The 18,356-nt window shown below is 62.5% G+C and carries 15 protein-coding genes; 4 read left to right on the top strand and 11 right to left on the bottom strand.

Annotated elements, in window-relative coordinates:
• Positions 1-658 precede the first annotated feature (658 nt).
• Positions 659-2,296 (bottom strand): MFS transporter, encoded by a 1,638-nt coding sequence (locus G455_RS0113245; RefSeq protein ID WP_028094148.1) that lies wholly within the window; start codon positions 2,294-2,296, stop codon positions 659-661.
• 290 nt (positions 2,297-2,586) lie between these two features.
• Between G455_RS0113245 and G455_RS0113240 the strand changes: the two genes are divergently transcribed.
• Together G455_RS0113240 and G455_RS24070 are read left to right on the top strand one after the other, a co-directional pair.
• Entirely contained in the window at positions 2,587-3,936 is a 1,350-nt protein-coding gene (locus tag G455_RS0113240) for an FAD-binding oxidoreductase (protein ID WP_028094147.1), read from the top strand.
• A gap of 464 nt (positions 3,937-4,400) precedes the next feature.
• Positions 4,401-4,880, top strand: a complete 480-nt coding sequence (locus G455_RS24070) for a MarR family winged helix-turn-helix transcriptional regulator (protein ID WP_051312476.1) — start codon at positions 4,401-4,403, stop codon at positions 4,878-4,880.
• Between the two features lie 322 nt (positions 4,881-5,202).
• Here G455_RS24070 and G455_RS0113230 read toward each other — a convergent pair whose 3' ends face one another.
• From G455_RS0113230 to choX, 8 genes are all read right to left on the bottom strand, one after another.
• Positions 5,203-5,562, bottom strand: coding sequence for a hypothetical protein (locus tag G455_RS0113230; RefSeq protein WP_028094146.1), 360 nt, complete (start codon positions 5,560-5,562; stop codon positions 5,203-5,205).
• 66 nt (positions 5,563-5,628) lie between these two features.
• The gene (locus G455_RS0113225; protein ID WP_028094145.1) at positions 5,629-6,375 is read right to left on the bottom strand and encodes a proteasome-type protease; all 747 of its coding nucleotides are present in this window, start codon (positions 6,373-6,375) and stop codon (positions 5,629-5,631) included.
• A gap of 39 nt (positions 6,376-6,414) precedes the next feature.
• Entirely contained in the window at positions 6,415-7,221 is an 807-nt protein-coding gene (locus G455_RS0113220; protein WP_028094144.1) for a transglutaminase family protein, read from the bottom strand.
• Between the two features lie 5 nt (positions 7,222-7,226).
• Positions 7,227-8,171, bottom strand: coding sequence for an alpha-E domain-containing protein (locus G455_RS0113215; RefSeq protein WP_028094143.1), 945 nt, complete (start codon positions 8,169-8,171; stop codon positions 7,227-7,229).
• 6 nt (positions 8,172-8,177) lie between these two features.
• On the bottom strand, positions 8,178-9,608 hold the full coding sequence (locus tag G455_RS0113210; RefSeq protein WP_028094142.1) for a circularly permuted type 2 ATP-grasp protein: 1,431 nt from the start codon (positions 9,606-9,608) through the stop codon (positions 8,178-8,180).
• A 193-nt stretch (positions 9,609-9,801) separates the two neighbouring features.
• Entirely contained in the window at positions 9,802-10,827 is a 1,026-nt protein-coding gene (gene choV / locus G455_RS0113205; RefSeq protein ID WP_028094141.1) for a choline ABC transporter ATP-binding protein, read from the bottom strand.
• 3 nt (positions 10,828-10,830) lie between these two features.
• Positions 10,831-11,661 carry a choline ABC transporter permease subunit gene (gene choW / locus G455_RS0113200; RefSeq protein ID WP_028094140.1) on the bottom strand — a complete coding sequence of 277 codons (831 nt, stop codon included), beginning with the start codon at positions 11,659-11,661 and terminating at the stop codon, positions 10,831-10,833.
• Positions 11,662-11,850: 189 nt separating this feature from the next.
• Entirely contained in the window at positions 11,851-12,780 is a 930-nt protein-coding gene (choX, locus tag G455_RS0113195; protein ID WP_028094139.1) for a choline ABC transporter substrate-binding protein, read from the bottom strand.
• 162 nt (positions 12,781-12,942) lie between these two features.
• Here choX and betB point away from each other — a divergent pair, with 162 nt between their 5' ends.
• Complete coding sequence (gene betB / locus G455_RS0113190; RefSeq protein ID WP_028094138.1) at positions 12,943-14,400, top strand: betaine-aldehyde dehydrogenase; 1,458 nt, start codon at positions 12,943-12,945, stop codon at positions 14,398-14,400.
• 11 nt (positions 14,401-14,411) lie between these two features.
• Positions 14,412-16,070 (top strand): choline dehydrogenase, encoded by a 1,659-nt coding sequence (betA, locus tag G455_RS0113185; RefSeq protein ID WP_028094137.1) that lies wholly within the window; start codon positions 14,412-14,414, stop codon positions 16,068-16,070.
• Between the two features lie 12 nt (positions 16,071-16,082).
• Here betA and G455_RS0113180 read toward each other — a convergent pair whose 3' ends face one another.
• Positions 16,083-17,030 carry a crotonase/enoyl-CoA hydratase family protein gene (locus G455_RS0113180; RefSeq protein ID WP_268246086.1) on the bottom strand — a complete coding sequence of 316 codons (948 nt, stop codon included), beginning with the start codon at positions 17,028-17,030 and terminating at the stop codon, positions 16,083-16,085.
• Positions 17,031-17,308: 278 nt separating this feature from the next.
• Entirely contained in the window at positions 17,309-18,352 is a 1,044-nt protein-coding gene (gene hemE / locus G455_RS0113175; protein WP_028094135.1) for a uroporphyrinogen decarboxylase, read from the bottom strand.
• Positions 18,353-18,356 lie beyond the last annotated feature (4 nt).

The raw sequence follows: 18,356 nt of genomic DNA, 5'->3' as shown, positions 1-18,356 counted from the left end.
CGTACAAACAGTGAAGCTGACACTGGTCATCGGGCCGAAACCCTACCAGCGCGATATGCGAGACCGATCCATCGATTGGACCAAACCGCCCACATATCTCTTCAGATATCCAGTTTTCAAAGAGCGTAGAGACAAAAACCAGACCAGTGCGCCCTATCTTTCGGCGCGCCCGCCCGATCATTCCTCTGAATTTCCGTCCACCACCTCGACTTCGGGTCCCTCCAGCAGCTCCGCCGCCTTCCGTTCCGTCCGCCTCCGTGGCGCCCCGTAGCGCCTCAGCGCCGCCGGTGAAGGGGCTTTTACGGATAACACACAAACCCCGCAACCCCTTTTTTGAAGTTTTTGTCACGCAACCCGAACTTTATCGAAAATCCCTTTGTATTCAACAGGATAGAAAATCAAAAAACTCCCCCGCTCCACCAGGATCACTCCCTCATCCCTCCCCCAAAACGACTCGCCCCGCCCCTCCAACAATCCCCCACAGCCTTATCCACAGACATACCCACAAAACCCAAGAATCCCACCACAAAATCACCAGAATCCCACCCCCACCTGAATCACCCGACAGACACGTCAAAGCGACAGAACAGAAGGAATCTCCGGAAGGTGGAAGCGAACAGCCGTGACAAACCGACAGATCACCCAGCCGGCGCCGGCTCTACCCTCGTGCTGCAGAGGCCGAGGATGCACGACGGGGGATATCGTCCCGGGGCGACACCGTCTGGCGTTCGATCATCCGATGAACCCTCAGAGACTCCCTTCCCTTATGCAGGGCGCGAAGCTGTTCGAAGACCCCAGCGTCGGCATGGGTGCGGCGTTCGTTATGGCGGATATATTCGACCCAGGTGGGCACGTGATAGGACTCGGTCCACAGATCGGGGTTTTCCAGATCGCGAAGCAACGCCCATTGTTGCGCCCCATCCCGGATGCGGACACGGCGGCGCTGCCCCATCAGCTCGAGAAACCTGGGAACATCGTTCTGGTCGATCTCGTAATCCACCATGATCATGATCGGCCCGCTGCGCGGCTTGATATCCAACTGCAAAGGCGGCTCGGTGAACCGGTTCAGCGGATCGAGGTTCAGATCATGCGAGTCGGGCAAGGGCGCCACCAGTCCGACGATGATGCCCGCGAACAGGGCACCGCAGGCGACGAAGAGCGCGGTTACGAGCCCGGCCTGTTCGGCAATCGCACCCCAGATCCAGCTTCCTGCGGCCATGCCTCCGAATGTGCCGGTCTGATAGAGCGCCAGCACCCGCCCCACCACCCAGCGCGGCGTGGAAAGCTGCATGGTGACATTGAAGAGCGACAGCGAGATCACCCAGCAAAAGCCAGCCAACAGCAATGAGGCGCCGCTGAGCATCGCCGAAGGGCTGAGCGCCAGCACGGCGAAGGTGACGATGAATCCAGCAAAGCCCATGCGGGTGATGGTCTCGTTACGAAATCTCTCCCGCAACCGACCATTGGCCAGCGCCCCGCCGACGGCACCGAAGCCGAAACAGCCCAGCAGCACCCCATAGGTCAAGGCATTTCCGGCAAGATGATCGCGCACCACCAGCGGCAACAGCGCCAACACCGCGACGGCTGAAACCCCGAACAGGCACCCCCGCAGGATGATGCGGATCAGGTTCGGGGACAGCGCGACATAACGCAGTCCGGCAGCAAAGGCGCTTCCGAAAGGTTCGCGCGGCAAGGTTCTGGGCGGCCGCTGCGGCTGCCAGCCGAACAGCGCCGCGATGATGGCGATATAGCTGAAGGCATTCACCGCGAAGGCGGCCGCCGCACCGGCCAGGGCCACGATCGCGCCGCCGGCCGCTGGCCCGACGCTGCGCATCATGTTGAACCCCATGCTGTTCACGGAAACCGCCGCCGGCAACTCCTCCTTGGTGACGATATCCCCGACCGAGGCCTGCCAGGAGGGCGTGTGCAGCGCCGTGCCGCAACCGATCATGAAGGTGAAGAACAGCAACGACCAGGGCGACAGCAACCCTTCGTAGGCCATGAAGGCCAGGACAACCGATACCACGCACATGAAGCTTTGGGCCCAGAGCATGATCTTGCGGCGGTCGTAATTGTCGGCGAAGACCCCCGCAGTCAGGGAAAAGATCATGATCGGCAGGGTGACGGAAGATTGCACCAGCGCCACCATCGCCTGTGACGACGTCAGCGTCGTCATCATCCAGGCAGCGCCCACAGATTGCACCAGACCGCCGAAATTCGATGCCAGCGTGGCAATCCACAGCATACGGAAGGTCCGATTTCGAAACACTGCGAGCGTCGGCACGGAATTGGGCATCCGGTCTCTCCGTCGGCGATACCGCCATCTGTTTGAAGCCATATGTCAGACCCGCGCACGCGGCGCCGGAACTATAAGGTATGAGGATCTCTGCGAAATGTGGCAAGTCCACATGCGGAGCGCAGCGATTTCCCGCAGGCGCACACGACCGACCAATCAGCGCGCCACGACCAGAGATTATGCAGCAATGGACCGTCCCGGGCTGACGACCCCGTTTCCGACATCAAGAGATTGACCCGCCGTGCGGAACAGAGAATGCCTGAAGCAGGTCAAATAAAGCGGGGCAGAAGATGACAGCCGATCTGATCAGGGAATTGCAGGCCGCTCTGGGGCCGGGAGGCTGCCTGACCGGCCCCGAGATGGCAGAGGTCGCGAAACTGTCGGACAAGACGGCCGAGCTCACCACGGATGAACTGCCGATCGCGTTGCTGCGCCCCGAGAGCACGGCTCAGGTATCGCAGGCGCTGGCAATCTGCCATTGCCACAACCAGCCGGTGGTGCCTCAGGGCGGCATGACCGGGCTGGCCGGCGGCGCCAACGTCAAGCCCGGAGAAGTGGCGCTGTCGCTGTCGCGGCTGAGCGGCGTTGACGAGATCGACCCCATCGCCGGCACCATGACGGTGCGCGCCGGCACCGTGCTGGAAACCGCCCAACGTGCTGCAGAAGAGGCGGGACTCCTGCTGCCGATCGACCTTGGTGCGCGCGGATCATGCCAGGTGGGCGGGGTCATTTCCACCAATGCCGGCGGACTGCGGGTGATCCGCCAGGGGATGACCCGCCAGCACCTTCTGGGGATCGAGGCGGTGCTGGCCGATGGTACCGTGCTGTCGCACCTGTCAAAGGTCACCAAGGACAACAGCGGTTATGCCCTGGGTCAGTTGATCGCCGGATCGGAAGGCACGCTGGCGGTAGTGACCCGGGCGGTGCTGGCCCTGAAACCGCTGCCCCGCGCCGTCGAGACCGCGCTTTGCGCGCTGGACAGTTTCGATGCGGTGATCCGCCTCTTGGAACGCGCCCGCCGCGACCTGGTGATCTCGGCCTTCGAGGTGATGTGGAGCGATTTCTTCGTCTTCGGCGGCGGTGAGGGCCTGTTCCCCGAGGTGCCCCCATTCACCGTGATCATCGAGGCCGAGGGCACCGGACTGATGGAAACGCTCGAGGCGGCGCTGGAGGAGGGCTATGTGCAGGACGCGCTGGTGGCGCAATCCCTCACCGATGCCCGCCGGTTCTGGAGCCTGCGCGAATTCGGCGCCACGATCCGGCCTATCGTCAATCTCTACAATCTCGACATCAGCCTGGCTGTCGGCGACATGGAGGCCTTTGCCAGTGCCTGCGCCGCCGAGCTCAGGGCCGCGGTGCCCGGCATCATCATCTATATTTACGGCCATGTCGGCGACGGTAACCTGCACCTGACACTCGATCTGCCTTCAACCGATCCGTCGCTGCCGGAGCGGATCTGCCGCATCGCCTATGGCCATGTGCGGGCGCGCAACGGATCGGTCTCGGCCGAGCATGGCATCGGCACCTACAAGCGCGACTGGCTGCCCTATTCGCGCAGCGAGGCCGAAATCGCCACGATGCGAGCGATCAAGACAGCGCTTGACCCCAAGGGATTGCTGAATCCGGGCAAGGTGATCTGAGCCCCCCAAACTAACGATCAAAACCAGCCTGCGCTGGACCCACTCCCGCCCCTTCGGTCGAGCGGGTCCAGCGACTGTGGCCAATTCGAACTGAATTCCCACGACAGCCTGCCCCCGATACCGGCGTCATATCCTTGTGCCGACGGGGGCCTCACCGCTTGCTCGACGGCCGAGGAAAATTGATATCTTTATCCGCACGTCGAAAGCGGAAAGAAATTCTTATTGCTTGACCCGTCACACCATCAAAGGTGACAATAAAATTTCATAAGACAACTATATGAAAACAACATATCCGGAAGCACTTCAATCACGCACAATTCAGAACAATATTCGAAACAAAACAGAATCAAATTAAAACACTGAAAAATAAACCGAATAAAATACGGGAATTTCATATGAGCCAGCCCTCTCTCCCTCTGACCGACGATAACCGGCAGGACATCTTCGCTGAGGGAGAGACGCCTATGACCGAGCGTGAGATGGCCGAGGCCCGGTTCTGGTTTCAGGTTCTCAGGCTGCGCCGGCGGATCTTCGATGACCTGAACACCGCGCTGATGGCTGGTGCAGGACTGAGCGTTGCGAAATTCGACGCCCTTGCGCAGCTTTACCGATTTCGCGACGGTCTTTCCATGTCCGAGCTCTCCGCCAAGCTCAAGGTGACCAACGGCAATGTCTCGGGGCTGATCGCGCGACTGCAAAAGGACGGCTATGTTGCCAAGTCCATTGCACCCGGGGATCGCAGATCATTTCGCGCCTCGATCACCAAAGAGGGGCTGGAGATCTTTCAAACGGCGCTTGCCCTGCACCGCGAGGAAACATCTCGGAAACTACGCAACATCCCGATGGATGAAATCGACAGCCTGACAAACGACCTCGATCGCATTTCGAAGGAAATCTCGATCCCCGAAACAGACGACAGCGGCGCGCAGCTCTCTCGGCAGTGAATTTACATCACGCCAATAACGCCGGTTTCAGCCCCTCAACCGAGCTCTGAAATCGTTCAGATTTCGGAACACTCGACCCCTATAAAAAAAGCCCGCCGGGTCGCCACCCGGCGGGAAAGTCGGCCAGACCTCACACGCAGAACGATCTGACCGGACACGGGCCGCGAAGAAAGGGACGTCTCTCCACGACGCCGTGAACTCGGAAGACGCCACCCCGACACCGAAGCGGGGCAGCTCAGATAATCTGAAAGTCCGAGAAGCTGAAAGATTGATCGGCCTCGCCGCGTGCGGAACCGCGAGGCGAATCGAACGACAGGCGAAATCAGGCCAGCGGAGGCGCCCGCAGCCCCAGCGCCGGATCAAGAACCGCGCGCACTGCGCGGTTTTCGCGCGGAGTGATGATCTGGGCGATGTAATGATATTCCGCGCGATGGACCAAGCCCACCGGATCGGGAGGCACCACGGCACCGGTCAGGGAACAGGCAGGACAATGATGATCGTCCCGGTTCCCCCCTGCCCCGCCGCAGATATCCGCGGGGTTGCCTCCAGCCAGAACATAAGCGTCCAAAGCCTGCTGATCAGCCGAAGGAAGGCGATGAGCGAAGCCCAGGGCCCCCGTCGCAATGGTCAGGACCATCACCAGCAGGACACCGAACAGTCGAAGGGAACCAAGGGCTTTCATGGCGCCACTCTGCCCGCTTTGCGCGCCCGAGGCAATTCCCCCGTCCCCGCGACAGATCAGCCCGCTTCACTCCGCATCGTCGGGAAAACTGAAGTCCGGCAATTGGCCGAAGGCATCGCGCAAGGCGATGCCCCAGCCGTTCGAAATCTCTTCGAAATAGGGATCGTTCTGCTGAATCCGAAACAGCTGCCCCGTCCGCAGGCTGTCGCGTTCATAGACATGCACGTCCAACGGCAGGCTGACCGAAAGATTGGCCTTGATGGTCGAATCGAACGACACCAGCAGAAGCTTGATCGCCTCTTCAAAGGTCATCTCGGGATTATAGGCGCGCACCAGGATCGGACGGCCATACTTGGTTTCCCCGATCTGGAAATAGGGGGTATCAAAGCTGGCCTCGATGAAATTCCCCTCCGGATAGATCAGGAACAACCGCGGCTCTCCCCCGGCGACCTGCCCACCCAGAATGATCGTCGCATTGAACGCCGCATCGGCACGCTGGCCAGCTTCGGCATGGGTGGCGATCACCTCTTTCAGCGTATTGCCGACAAAGGTGGCGACCTGGAACATCGACTTGGCTTCGAGGATACCGGGCTGACGCGCCGCCGGTTCCTTGCTGCGTTCTTCCAGCAGGCTGACCACCGATTGCGTCGTGGCCAGATTGCCTGCCGTCATCAGGGTGATCGACCGGTCTCCCGGCACCTCCCAGGTGAACATCTTCCGGAAGGTAGAGATATTGTCGACACCCGAATTGGTGCGGGTGTCCGATATGAACACCAGCCCCCGGTTCAGCATGAGTCCCACACAATAGGTCATATGACGGCACCTCTTTCGCGACCGCGCCTATCAACCAGCCTATTGCTGAACTTGCAAGGAGACATGCAGCGTCTCCTCCCCCGCCCCCTGCCGCAAACCATGCACCGGGGCGGCATCGCGATAATCTCGACCGGTCGCCCCCCGGACATATCGGGCATCGGGACAGATTCCGTTCGACACATCGAAGCCGACCCAGCCCAGCCCTTCGGTCCAGATCTCGGCCCAGGCGTGGGCAGCGTCCTGATCCACCACCGCATCAAGCAGCAGATAGCCGCTGACATAGCGCGCCGGATATCCCAGAAGCCGGGCCACCGCGATCATGATATGGGCATGATCCTGGCAGACCCCGCGCCCGGCGGTCAGCGCCGCCTCGGCGGTGGTGGTGCTGTCGGTATGGCCGGTTTCATAGTCCACCGCCCCGGCAATCTCGGCCATCAACGCATGCAGCGGCTCGATCCCGCCCAGCTCCTTGAACTCCGCCCGGATACGGCCGGCAAGCTGGCGCAGCTGTGGCCCGTTCGCCGTCAGCCCAGCGTTATCCTTGAACAGCCACAGCGGTGCGAACCCGCGATGGGCCCCGATCACCCCGTTTCGGTCTTCGATCTCGACCACCCCTTCGGTGAGGATCTCGACTCGGGACACACCAGGCTCGATCGTGACAAGCTCGGTCAAATTGCCGAACTGATCCTCGAATTGCAGTTCTTTTCTGCCACCAGAGATGGAAGAGGACCAGTCAATGACCCGCTGTCCTTCAGAACTCAGCGGTGTCAGCCTGAGCTGCTGCAGCGCATAGTAGACCGGCAATTCGAATTCATAGGTGGTCTTGTGGGAAATATTCAGCCGCATGTCTTTTATCCGTAAAACCGGAAATCGGTTTCAAGTTGATGCGCAAGCGATCCGGTATCAGCGATCAATGCGCTCAGAAACTCATGCAGCCCCTCGTCAAAGATCGTTTCCACCGTCGCCTTGTCCAGCCGCGCGCAAACGCTATGCGCCAGAACCTGACTGTCCTGCCGCACACCGTATTCCTCTTCCAGAAGATCAAGGTACTGACCGATCTTCAGATAGCAGAACGCCAGGGATCGCGGCACCCGCTTGTCGAGGATCAGGAATTCCCCAATTCCCTGCGGCGTGACATCGCCACCGTTCAGCCAGTGATAGGACCGCTCGGCCGAAACCGACCGCAGGACAACCTCCCACTGGACGTTATCCATGCTTGAGCCGACGAACGAGGCCGAGGGCAGCAGCACGTAATATTTCACATCCAGGATCCGCGCCGTGTTGTCGGCCCGTTCGATGAAAGTGCCAAGCCGCGCGAAGGCGTAGATATCATTCCGCAACATGGTGCCATGCAACGCGCCCCGCACCACCGAGGTCCGGTTGCGCACCAACGTCAGGGTTTCATGCAGATTGCGTTCCGTCACCGGCCGGGCCAGGATTGCCTTCAGCTCCATCCAGCATTCGTTGACCGCCTCCCAGACCTCGCCCGACAAGGCGGTGCGCACCATGCGCGCGTTCGAGCGCGCCGCCTCGATCGCGCTCATCACGCTTGAGGGGTTGGACCGCTCGCGCAGCAGAAAGTTGATCACGCTGTGCGCATCATAGCTTTCGTATTTCTCAAGAAAGGCGGCATTCATTCCCGCCGTGATCAAAATCGATTCCCACTCGTTCGATCCGTCGTCCTTGGCGTGGGTCAGCGCGATGTACCAGCCGGCTTCCAGCAGGCGGGCGATATTTTCGGCACGTTCGAGATAACGAAACATCCAGAACAGTCCGCCGGCGTTCTTTCCCAGCATCATGTCTCAGTCTCCCAGAACCCAGGTATCCTTGGTGCCGCCGCCCTGCGACGAGTTCACCACCAAGGATCCCTTTTTCAGCGCCACCCGCGTCAGCCCGCCCGGCGTCATGTCGATCCGGTTGGGCGACACCAGCACGAAGGGCCGCAGATCCACGTGGCGCGGCGCCAGCCCCGCCTTGGTCAGGATCGGAACCGTCGACAACGACAGGGTCGGCTGGGCGATGTAATTCGATGGCTTGGCCCGCAACTTCTTCTCGAAGGCGGCGATTTCCTTCTTGCTGGCGACCGGCCCCACCAACATGCCATAGCCGCCCGAGCCGTGAACCTCCTTCACCACTAGTTCCGGAAGATGCTCCAGCACATAGGCCAAGGCATCGGGTTCGGAACAGCGCCAGGTCGGCACGTTGGGCAAGATCGCCTTTTCGCCGGTATAGAATTCGATGATGTCCGGCATATAGGAATAGAGCGCCTTGTCGTCGGCGATGCCAGTGCCGGGCGCATTGGCCAGCGTCACATTTCCGGCGCGATAGACATCCATGATCCCCGGCACACCCAGCAGGCTCTCGGGATTGAAGGTCAGCGGATCAAGATAATCGTCATCGACCCGGCGATAGATCACGTCGATCGGCTGATAACCTTGCGTTGTGCGCATCGCCACGCGGCCATCCTCGATCCTCAGATCGTGAGCCTCGACCAGTTCGGCCCCCATCCGGTCCGCCAGGAAGGCATGTTCGAAATAGGCCGAGTTGTGGATCCCCGGCGTCAGCACCGCCACCACCGGCTTTCCGTTCGGCGAGTTCTGCGGCGCGCAATCCGACAGCGAGCGGCGCAGAAGCTGCGGATAAGAGCTAACCGGACGCACGTTCAGCTGGGTGAAGAGTTCGGGGAACATCTGCACCATCGTCTCGCGGTTCTCCAGCATGTAGGAGACGCCGGAGGGCGTGCGGGCATTGTCTTCCAGCACGAAGAACTCGTCCTCGCCGGTACGCACCAGATCGACGCCGACAATATGCGTATAGACGCCGCCGGGCGGATTGACCCCGATCATCTGCGGCAGAAAGGCATCGTTCCCCGCGATGATATGCTGCGGAATGCGCCCGGCGCGCAGGATTTCCTGGCGATGATAGATGTCGTGCAAGAAGGCGTTGATCGCCCGCACCCGCTGTTCGATGCCGCGCTCCAGCTTGGCCCATTCGCGTGCCGAGATGATCCGCGGCACGATGTCGAAGGGGATCAGCCGCTCGTCGGCCTCTTCCTGTCCGTAAACGTTGAACGTGATGCCGATCCGGCGAAAGAACGCCTCGGCCTCTGCCGATTTGCGCCGGAGCCCCTTCAGGTCTTCGCCGCAAAACCAATCGTAATAGCCTTCGTAAGGCGGCCGGGCCTGATCGAGGCCGGCAAGCATTTCATCAAACTGTGTATCGGTGTGGCCCATGAGACGATCAGCCTCCCTCGTTAACGGAACAGCAAGGGATCGGCGAAGTGCCGCATCGTTCCCGGGCAACACGGCGAAAAAATCGCACAACAATTAATCGCGTCGCCGTGAAATTGGGCAAATACTGTCTGGCCCACGACAAACTCCCCCTGCACAGCCCGTCTTGACGCGGACTAGAAGCAGGAGAACACAGTCAACCACGCGGGTCCAGAAGCTTCGTCAGAACCGCATCGGACGTGATCTCGCCCAGCAGTTGCCCGCCTTCGACGACCCCGAGGGACCCGCCAGCCGCAACCATACGGGCCATGACCTCCTGAATGGGTGCAGTCGGCAGGACGCTATGGTCCGGCTCACCGCTCGCAGGCCCCATCACGTCGCAGGCGCGCAACACCCCCAGCGGGTTCATATGCGCCACGAATTCAGCCACATAATCGTCGGCAGGTTGCGAAAAGATCTGTTGCGGCGTGCCGCATTGGACGATCCGACCGCCTTCCATGATGGCGATGCGATTGCCCAGCTTGAATGCCTCGTCCAGGTCGTGGCTAACGAAGATGATGGTGCGCTTCAGCGTCTTCTGCAGGTCCAGCAGCTCATCCTGCAGGCGGGTCCGGATCAGCGGGTCGAGCGCGGAAAAGGGTTCATCCATCAGCAGGATCGGCGCCTCGGTCGCGAAGGCGCGGGCCAGACCGACCCGCTGCTGCATGCCGCCCGACAGTTCGGCCACCTTGTGATCGGCCCAATCGGAAAGCCCCACCAGCGCAAGCTGGTCATTGACCCGCCGGGCGCGTTCGGCCTTGGGCACGCCGGACAGCTCCAGCCCCAGCCCGACATTCTCGCGCACGCTGCGCCAGGGCAGCAGGCCGAACTGCTGGAACACCATGGCAACCTGCCGCTGGCGGATATGGCGCAAACTGGCGGCCTCGGCCCCGGTGACACTGACCATCTGGCCGCCATCCCTGACCAGCACATCGCCGCGCGCCACCGGGTTCAGCCCGTTCACCGCCCTGAGAAGCGTGGACTTGCCCGACCCCGACAGCCCCATCAGCACCAGGATTTCGCCCTCTTCCACCTCGAGCGAACAATCATGAACCCCCAGAACCTGGCCGGTCTTCTCCTGCACCTGGGCGCGGGACTGCATCTTGTCCATCAGCGGCAAGGCCGCCTCGGGCGCCTCGCCGAAAATAATGGAAACATTGTCGAATTTCACTGCCGTGGTCATGGGTTAACGCTCCATCCGCAGCATGCGGTCCAGCATGATCGCCAACACCACGATGATCGAACCGCTTTCGAAGCCAAGTGCGATATTGACCGTATTGATTGCGCGGAGCACCGGCACCCCCAGCCCGTCGGCCCCCACCAGCGCGGCGATCACCACCATCGACAGCGACAGCATGATGGTCTGATTCATCCCCGCCATGATCTGCGGCAATGCATAGGGCAGCTCCACCTTATAAAGGGTCTGCCGCCCGGTGGCACCAAAGGCCTGCGCCGCCTCGAGCAAGGGCTGCGGGGTGGAGGAGATGCCCAGATGCGTCATCCTTATCGGCGCCGGCACCACGAAGACCACCGTTGCCAGCAGCCCCGGCACCATGCCGATACCGAAGAACACAATGGCCGGGATCAGATAGACAAAGGTCGGCAGCGTCTGCATCAGGTCCAGGATCGGGCGCAGTGCCTGATAAAGCCGTGGCCGATGCGCAGCGGCGATGCCGATCGGCACCCCGATCGCCATGCAGAAGACACAGGCCGACAGAACCAGCGTCAGGCTTTCGGTGGTCTCGATCCAGTAATCCTGGTTGAGAATGAACAGGAATCCCAGCGCCACGAAAAGGCAGGTCTTCCAGTTCCGCTGCAGCCCCCAGGTGATCGCAACGAAGACGGCAATGACCATCAGCGGCGGCGGTGTCTGCAGCACCCAGAGAATACCGCCGATCAGACTTTCCATCGCGGCAGAGAGCCCATCGAAGAACCACCCGCCGTGATCCTGCAACCAGAGGAAAAACGCCTCCGCCCCATCACCGATGGGGATCTTGTGATCGCTCAGCCAGGTCATTCAGCTCGCCTTGTTGTTCAGTATCGTTTCAGGGCCATCGCGGGCCCTGTTCGCGGGCGTCACAGCCTGTCGGAGAGACCATGCAACCGCACGCCCGCCGGACGGCATCGTCCGCGGATCATTGGCGCCCGCAGGACAGGCGCTGTCAATCGCCGGAAAGGCCCCGCCGCCGGCAGGGCCCGACGCGGGTCAGAGCCCCAGCGCCGCTTTGACCGCGGCCATGGCGTCGCCGCCGTCCTTGCTGGTCACGCCGTCCAGCCAGGGGCCCAGGACATCCGGATGCGCCGCCAGCCAGGTCTTGGCCGCTGCCTCGGGCTTGGTGCCGTCGTTCAGGATGGCGCCCATGATCTCATTCTCCATCGCCAGGGAGAATTCGAGGTTTTGCAAGAACTTGCCCACGTTCGGACAGGCCTCGACATAACCGGCGGAGGTATTGGTATAGACCGTGGCGCCGCCGAAATCCGGACCGAACCAATCATCGCCACCCTCAAGATAGGTCATCTTGAAATTGGCGTTCATCGGATGCGGTTCCCAGCCGAGAAAGACGATCGGCTCATCCTTGCGGTCAGCACGGGCCACCTGCGCCAGCATCCCCTGTTCCGAGCTTTCCTTGACCTTGAAGCCCTTCAGTCCAAAGGCATCCGCGTCGATCATGTCCATGATCAGCCGGTTGCCGTCATTGCCCGGCTCGATCCCGTAGATCGTGGCATGCAGGTCCTTGCCGTGTTCGGCGATGGCCTTGAACGAGGTAATGCCCAGCTTGGCCCCAGCCTCGTTGGTGGCCAGCGTGTATTTCGCCCCCTGTAGGTTGGCGCGCACCGTGTCGACGGTGCCAGCGTCGCGATAGGGGGCGATATCGGCCTCCATCGTAGGCATCCAGTTGCCCAGGAAGACGTCGATGTCCCCCTTGGCGAGCGAGGTATAGGTCACCGGCACCGACAGAACCTTGATATCCGTGTCATAGCCCAACGCCCCCAGAACCGTGGTGGTGGCCGCCGTGGTCGCGGTGATGTCGGTCCAGCCCACATCGGAAAACCGCACCTTACCGCAGTCCGCGGCGCTCGCGGCGCTTGCCATGGCCGCCAGGGCCAAAGCCGAAATCGACAGTCTGAACGTCATGATCACTCCCCATTTTCGATTATTCCGACTCAAGAACCATAATTTTGGGATTCTCGCAACCGCACTGATTGACTGGTCAATCAATATACGGTCTAGAGACCCTATTCTGCCCGAACTCCGATCACGGCGACTCTCCCGCCCGATCAAGCCCCGAGGTGCCCCATGACCGCGCTTTGCCAACCGCCCGCCAGCCATTTCATCGACGGCCTATATATAGAAGATGCCGCCGGCGATCCGATCCCGGTAATCTCCCCCGCGACGGGTGAGGAGATCGCCCGCCTGCATGCTGCCACGCCAGCGCTGATCGACCAAGCGCTTGACGCCGCCACCCGCGCCCAGGCGGATTGGGCAAGACTTTCCGGCAGCGAACGTGGCCGCGTGCTGCGCCGCGCGGCCGAGATCATGCGCACAAACAACCGCAAGCTGTCAGAGCTGGAGACCCGCGACACCGGCAAGCCCTTGCAGGAAACCCTGGTCGCCGATGCCACCAGTGGTGCAGATGCGCTGGAATACTTCGGCTCCATCGCCGCCGGGCTGACCGGGGAACATATCCCGCTGGGGGCCGATTTCGCCTATACCGTGCGGGAACCCCTGGGCGTCTGCGCCGGCATCGGCGCCTGGAACTATCCGATCCAGATCGCCAGCTGGAAGGCTGCCCCGGCGCTGGCCTGCGGCAATGCCATGGTGTTCAAACCCTCTGAAATGACACCGCTTTCCGCCCTGAAGCTGGCCGAAATCCTGATCGAGGCCGGGGCGCCTGCGGGTCTGTTCAACGTGGTACAGGGCATGGGACCGGTCGGTGCCGCACTGTCCACCGATCCGCGCGTTGCCAAGGTCTCGCTCACCGGCTCGGTCCCTACCGGCCGCCGGGTCTATGCCGCCGCAGCCGAGGGGCTGAAGCATGTGACGATGGAGCTGGGCGGGAAATCCCCCCTGATCGTCTTCGATGATGCCGATATCGAAAATGCCATCTCCGGTGCGATCCTGGGGAATTTCTATTCCTCCGGCCAGATCTGTTCGAATGGCACCCGCGTCTTCGTGCAGAAGGGCATCAAGGAGAAATTCCTGACCCGGCTGACCGAACGGCTGCAAGGTGTCGTCATGGGCGACCCGATGGACGAGGCGGTGAATTTCGGCCCGCTGATCAGCGCGGCGCAGATGGAAAAGGTCCTCTCCTATATCGCGGCCGGCAAAGCCGAAGGCGCCCGGCTGATCACCGGCGGCAGCCGCGCCAACCGCAGCGGCCATTTCGTCACCCCCACCGTCTTCGCCGATGTCACTGACCAGATGACCATCGCGCGCGAGGAAATCTTCGGCCCGGTCATGGCCGTGCTCGACTTTGACGATGAAGCCGAAGTGATCGCGCGGGCCAACGATACCCAGTTCGGCCTGGCCGCTGGTGTCTTCACCGCCGATCTGACCCGCGCCCACCGGGTGATCGGGCAGCTCAAGGCCGGCACCACCTGGATCAACACCTATAATCTCACGCCGGTGGAAATGCCCTTCGGCGGTGTCAAGGCCTCGGGTTTCGGGCGGGAAAACGGCCATGCGGCGATTGAGCATTATTCGCAGCTCAAATCCGTCTATGTCGCGCTGACCCCCACCGAAGCTCCCTATTGAGGAGACTTGCGATGGAAGCGGATTTCGTCATCGTCGGCGCCGGCTCCGCCGGCTGCGCCATGGCCTACAGGCTGTCCGAAGCCGGCGCCTCGGTCATCGTCATCGAACACGGCGGCAGCGATGCGGGCCCCTTCATCAAGATGCCCGGCGCGCTCTCCTATCCGATGAACATGAAGACCTACGACTGGGGCTATCAGTCCGAGCCCGAGCCGCATCTGGGCGGTCGCCGCCTCGCCACCCCGCGCGGCAAGGTGATCGGCGGATCGTCCTCGATCAACGGCATGGTCTATGTCCGTGGCCATGCCTGCGACTTCGACACCTGGGCCGAGATGGGGGCCGACGGCTGGTCCTATGCCGATGTACTGCCCTATTTCAAACGGATGGAAAGCTGGCACGACGGCGGCCATGGCGGCGATCCTGCCTGGCGCGGCACGAACGGCCCGCTACACGTCACCCGCGGCAAGCGCGACAACCCGTTGACCCGCGCCTTTGTCGAAGCAGGTCGCCAGGCCGGCTATCCCACCACCGACGATTACAACGGCGAACAGCAGGAAGGCTTCGGCCCGATGGAGGCGACCATCTGGCAGGGCCGCCGCTGGTCGGCAGCCGAGGCCTATCTGAAACCGGCGCTGAAACGCTCCACCTGCGAGTTGATCCGCGCCCACGCCCAACGCGTGGTGATCGAAGACCACCGCGCCAAGGGCGTCGAGGTCCTGCGCAAGGGCCGAACCGAGGTGATCGCCGCCCGGCGCGAGGTGATCCTTGCCGCCTCCTCGATCAACTCGCCGAAGCTGCTGATGCTGTCGGGGATCGGCCCGGCGGCGCACCTGGCAGAGCACGGCATCGCAGTGGTGGCCGACCGCCCCGGCGTCGGCCAGAACCTGCAGGACCATCTGGAGCTCTATCTGCAGATGGCTGCCACCCAGCCGGTCAGCCTCTATAAATACTGGAACCTTCTCGGCAAGACCTTCGTCGGAGCCCAATGGCTGCTGACCAAGGGCGGCCCCGGCGCCTCCAACCAATTCGAAAGCGCCGCCTTCGTCCGGTCGCGCGCAGGCGTCCGCTACCCGGATATCCAATATCACTTCCTGCCCATCGCCGTGCGCTACGACGGTCAGGCGGCAGCCGAAGGACATGGCTTCCAGGCCCATGTCGGCCCGATGCGGTCGAAAAGCCGGGGCGCGGTGACGCTCGCCTCGGGCGACCCGATGGCGGCACCGAAGATCGCCTTCAATTACATGAGCCACGAAGACGACTGGCGCGATTTCCGCGCCTGCATCCGGCTGACCCGTGAAATCTTCGCTCAGAAGGTCTTCAAACCCTTCGCCGGGCACGAGATACAGCCGGGCAAGGCTGTGCAAAGTGACGATGCGCTGAACGATTTCATCCGGGATCATGTCGAAAGCGCCTATCACCCCTGCGGCAGCGCCCGCATGGGCCGCGCCGACGATCCGATGGCGGTGGTCGACCCGCAGTGCCGGGTGATCGGCGTCGAAGGCCTCCGCCTTGCCGACAGCTCGATCTTCCCGCAGATCACCAATGGCAATCTCAACGGACCGTCAATCATGGTCGGCGAAAAGGCCGCCGACCATATCCTGGGCCGTGCGCCCCTGCCCCCGGAGAACGCCGCCCCCTGGATCAACCCGAACTGGCAGATCTCGCAACGCTGAAGGGGCGCGCCGCTAACGATTGCGGCGCGGCAGCTCTTCGTTCGAGGTCCAGTCCCAACTGCCCTCGTCGCGCTCCCGCACCGCCTGCTTCCAGCCCACGGCCTCAGCGCGAGTCTTGAAGTTGATACCTTCGGGCGAATGCCGGGTGATGCCGTCAAAGATGGTCGCCAGCCGTTGGGTCTGCATCATCCCGGTCTGCTCGATCGCCTGGTTGACCACCAGCTTCTGCATGGCGAGCTGATTGATCGGAACGCTCGCCATCCGCGCCGCCAGCTCCTCGATCCGATCGTCCAGCCGATTCGCCGGCACCGCTTCCAGCACCAACCCCATATCGGCGGCCTCCCGGCCCGAAATCTTGTCACCGGTGAACAGCATCCGCTTGGCCCGCTCCGCCCCCAGCCGATAAACCCACATCGCCGTGGTCGGGCATCCCCAGACGCGGGCAGGCATGTAGCCAATGGTCGCCTCCTCGGCCATCACCGTCAGATCGGCGCAAAGCGCGATATCCGATCCCCCTGCCACCGCGGCTCCATGCACCTTGCAGATCACCGGCTTCATCGCCCGCCAGAGCGACATGAAATGCTGGGTGTTGCGCCACATGAAGCTGTAATCCTTGATCGGATCCCAAGGCATCTCCTGCGTCACCTCACCGCTGCCATTGCCCTCGGCATAATAGGTCAGATCATAGCCCGCGCAAAAGGCCGGCCCCCGCCCCGACAGCGCGATCACATGCACCCCCGGATCGGCATCCGCCCGCGCCACCGCAGCCGCCAGTTCCACCGGCAACTCGTCATTGATCGCATTCATCACCTCGGGCCGGTTCAGCGTGACCCAAGCGATCCGCCCGTCGACCTCATAATCCACGACCGCCATGGTCTCTCCTCCCTCTCTCCTCGCCCGAAAGGGAAACACGCCGTCCGCCAAAAGAAAACCGGGCCCCGAAGTGACCCCACGTCTCATCTTTTCTGGCCAGAAACATCCCCGGGCATCGCCGCAGGCGTCGCGGCAGAGCCTCCTGTCCGCCCCGGATCGGCTACGCGCAGGGGATGCCGATCCGGCACATGTCTCCCGCGACCCGGCCTTGCGTCACGCAGCTTCCATCGGCACATGGACCCCGGCAACCAGGCGCCGGCCCGACCGCCCCAACTCGAATAGACAGGACATACGCAACCTGTCGCTTCTTCTCGTCGCAAATACGGCCGCCGGAGGCACGCCCCGAAGGGGCGCCCCCTTCGCGATCAGCCGCGCGCACCTTCCCGCACAGTATCGACCATCAGCCGCACATTCTCCGGATCCGCCTCCGGCGTGATCCCATGGCCAAGGTTGAAGATATGCGGGCCCTTCGAAAACGCCCGCACGATCCGCCGGGTCTCGTCGATCAGCGCCTGCCCGCCTGTGACCATATGCCCGGGCGCCAGATTGCCCTGCACGCAGCCGTCGATCTGCACATGGGCCGCAGCCCAGCCCGCATCCACAGATTGATCCAGTGCCACGCAATCGACACCGGAGGCCTTGGCGAAGCCCGCGTATTTCTCGCCCGCGCCGCGCGGGAAGCCGATCACCGGGATACCGGGGTGACGGGCCTTCAGCGCCTCGGTGATCACCCGTGCAGGCTCCATCGCATATTTGTCGAAGGCCGCCCCCTTCAGCGATCCGGCCCAGCTGTCGAACAGTTTCACCACCTCGGCCCCGGCCTCGATCTGCGCCGAAAGATATTCGATCGTCGCCTCGGTGATCCGCGCGATGAGAGTATCGAAGAGCGCGGGATTACCCTGGCGCAGCGCATGGGCCGGCTCCTGCGCCGGGGTGCCGCGACCGGCGATCATATAGGTGGCGACCGTCCAGGGGGCGCCGGCGAAGCCGATCAGCGCGGTATCCTCGGGCAGCTCGCGCGCCAGGAGCCGCACGGTCTCATAGACAGGTGCCAGCGTGTCGTGAATGGCATCGACCGGCTTCAAGGCATCGAAATCCGACTGTTCGGCAATGGTGGAAAGCCGCGGCCCCTCGCCTTGCACGAACCACAGATCGGCCCCCAGCGCCTGCGGCACCAGCAGGATGTCGGCGAAGAGGATGGCGGCATCGAAGCCATAGCGGCGGATCGGCTGCAGCGTCACCTCGGCCGCCAGATCGGGGGTATAGCAGAGCTTGAGAAAATCCCCCGCCTTGGCGCGGGTGGCGCGATATTCCGGCAGGTAACGCCCCGCCTGCCGCATCATCCAGATCGGCGGCACCTCTTGCACCTCTCCGCGCAGCGACCGCAGCAGTTTCTTGTCCTTGCTCATATCC

Origin of the sequence: Pseudodonghicola xiamenensis DSM 18339, from assembly GCF_000429365.1 — a bacterium.
Lineage (GTDB): Bacteria > Pseudomonadota > Alphaproteobacteria > Rhodobacterales > Rhodobacteraceae > Pseudodonghicola > Pseudodonghicola xiamenensis.
This window is presented reverse-complemented; position numbering and strand designations above follow the sequence as displayed.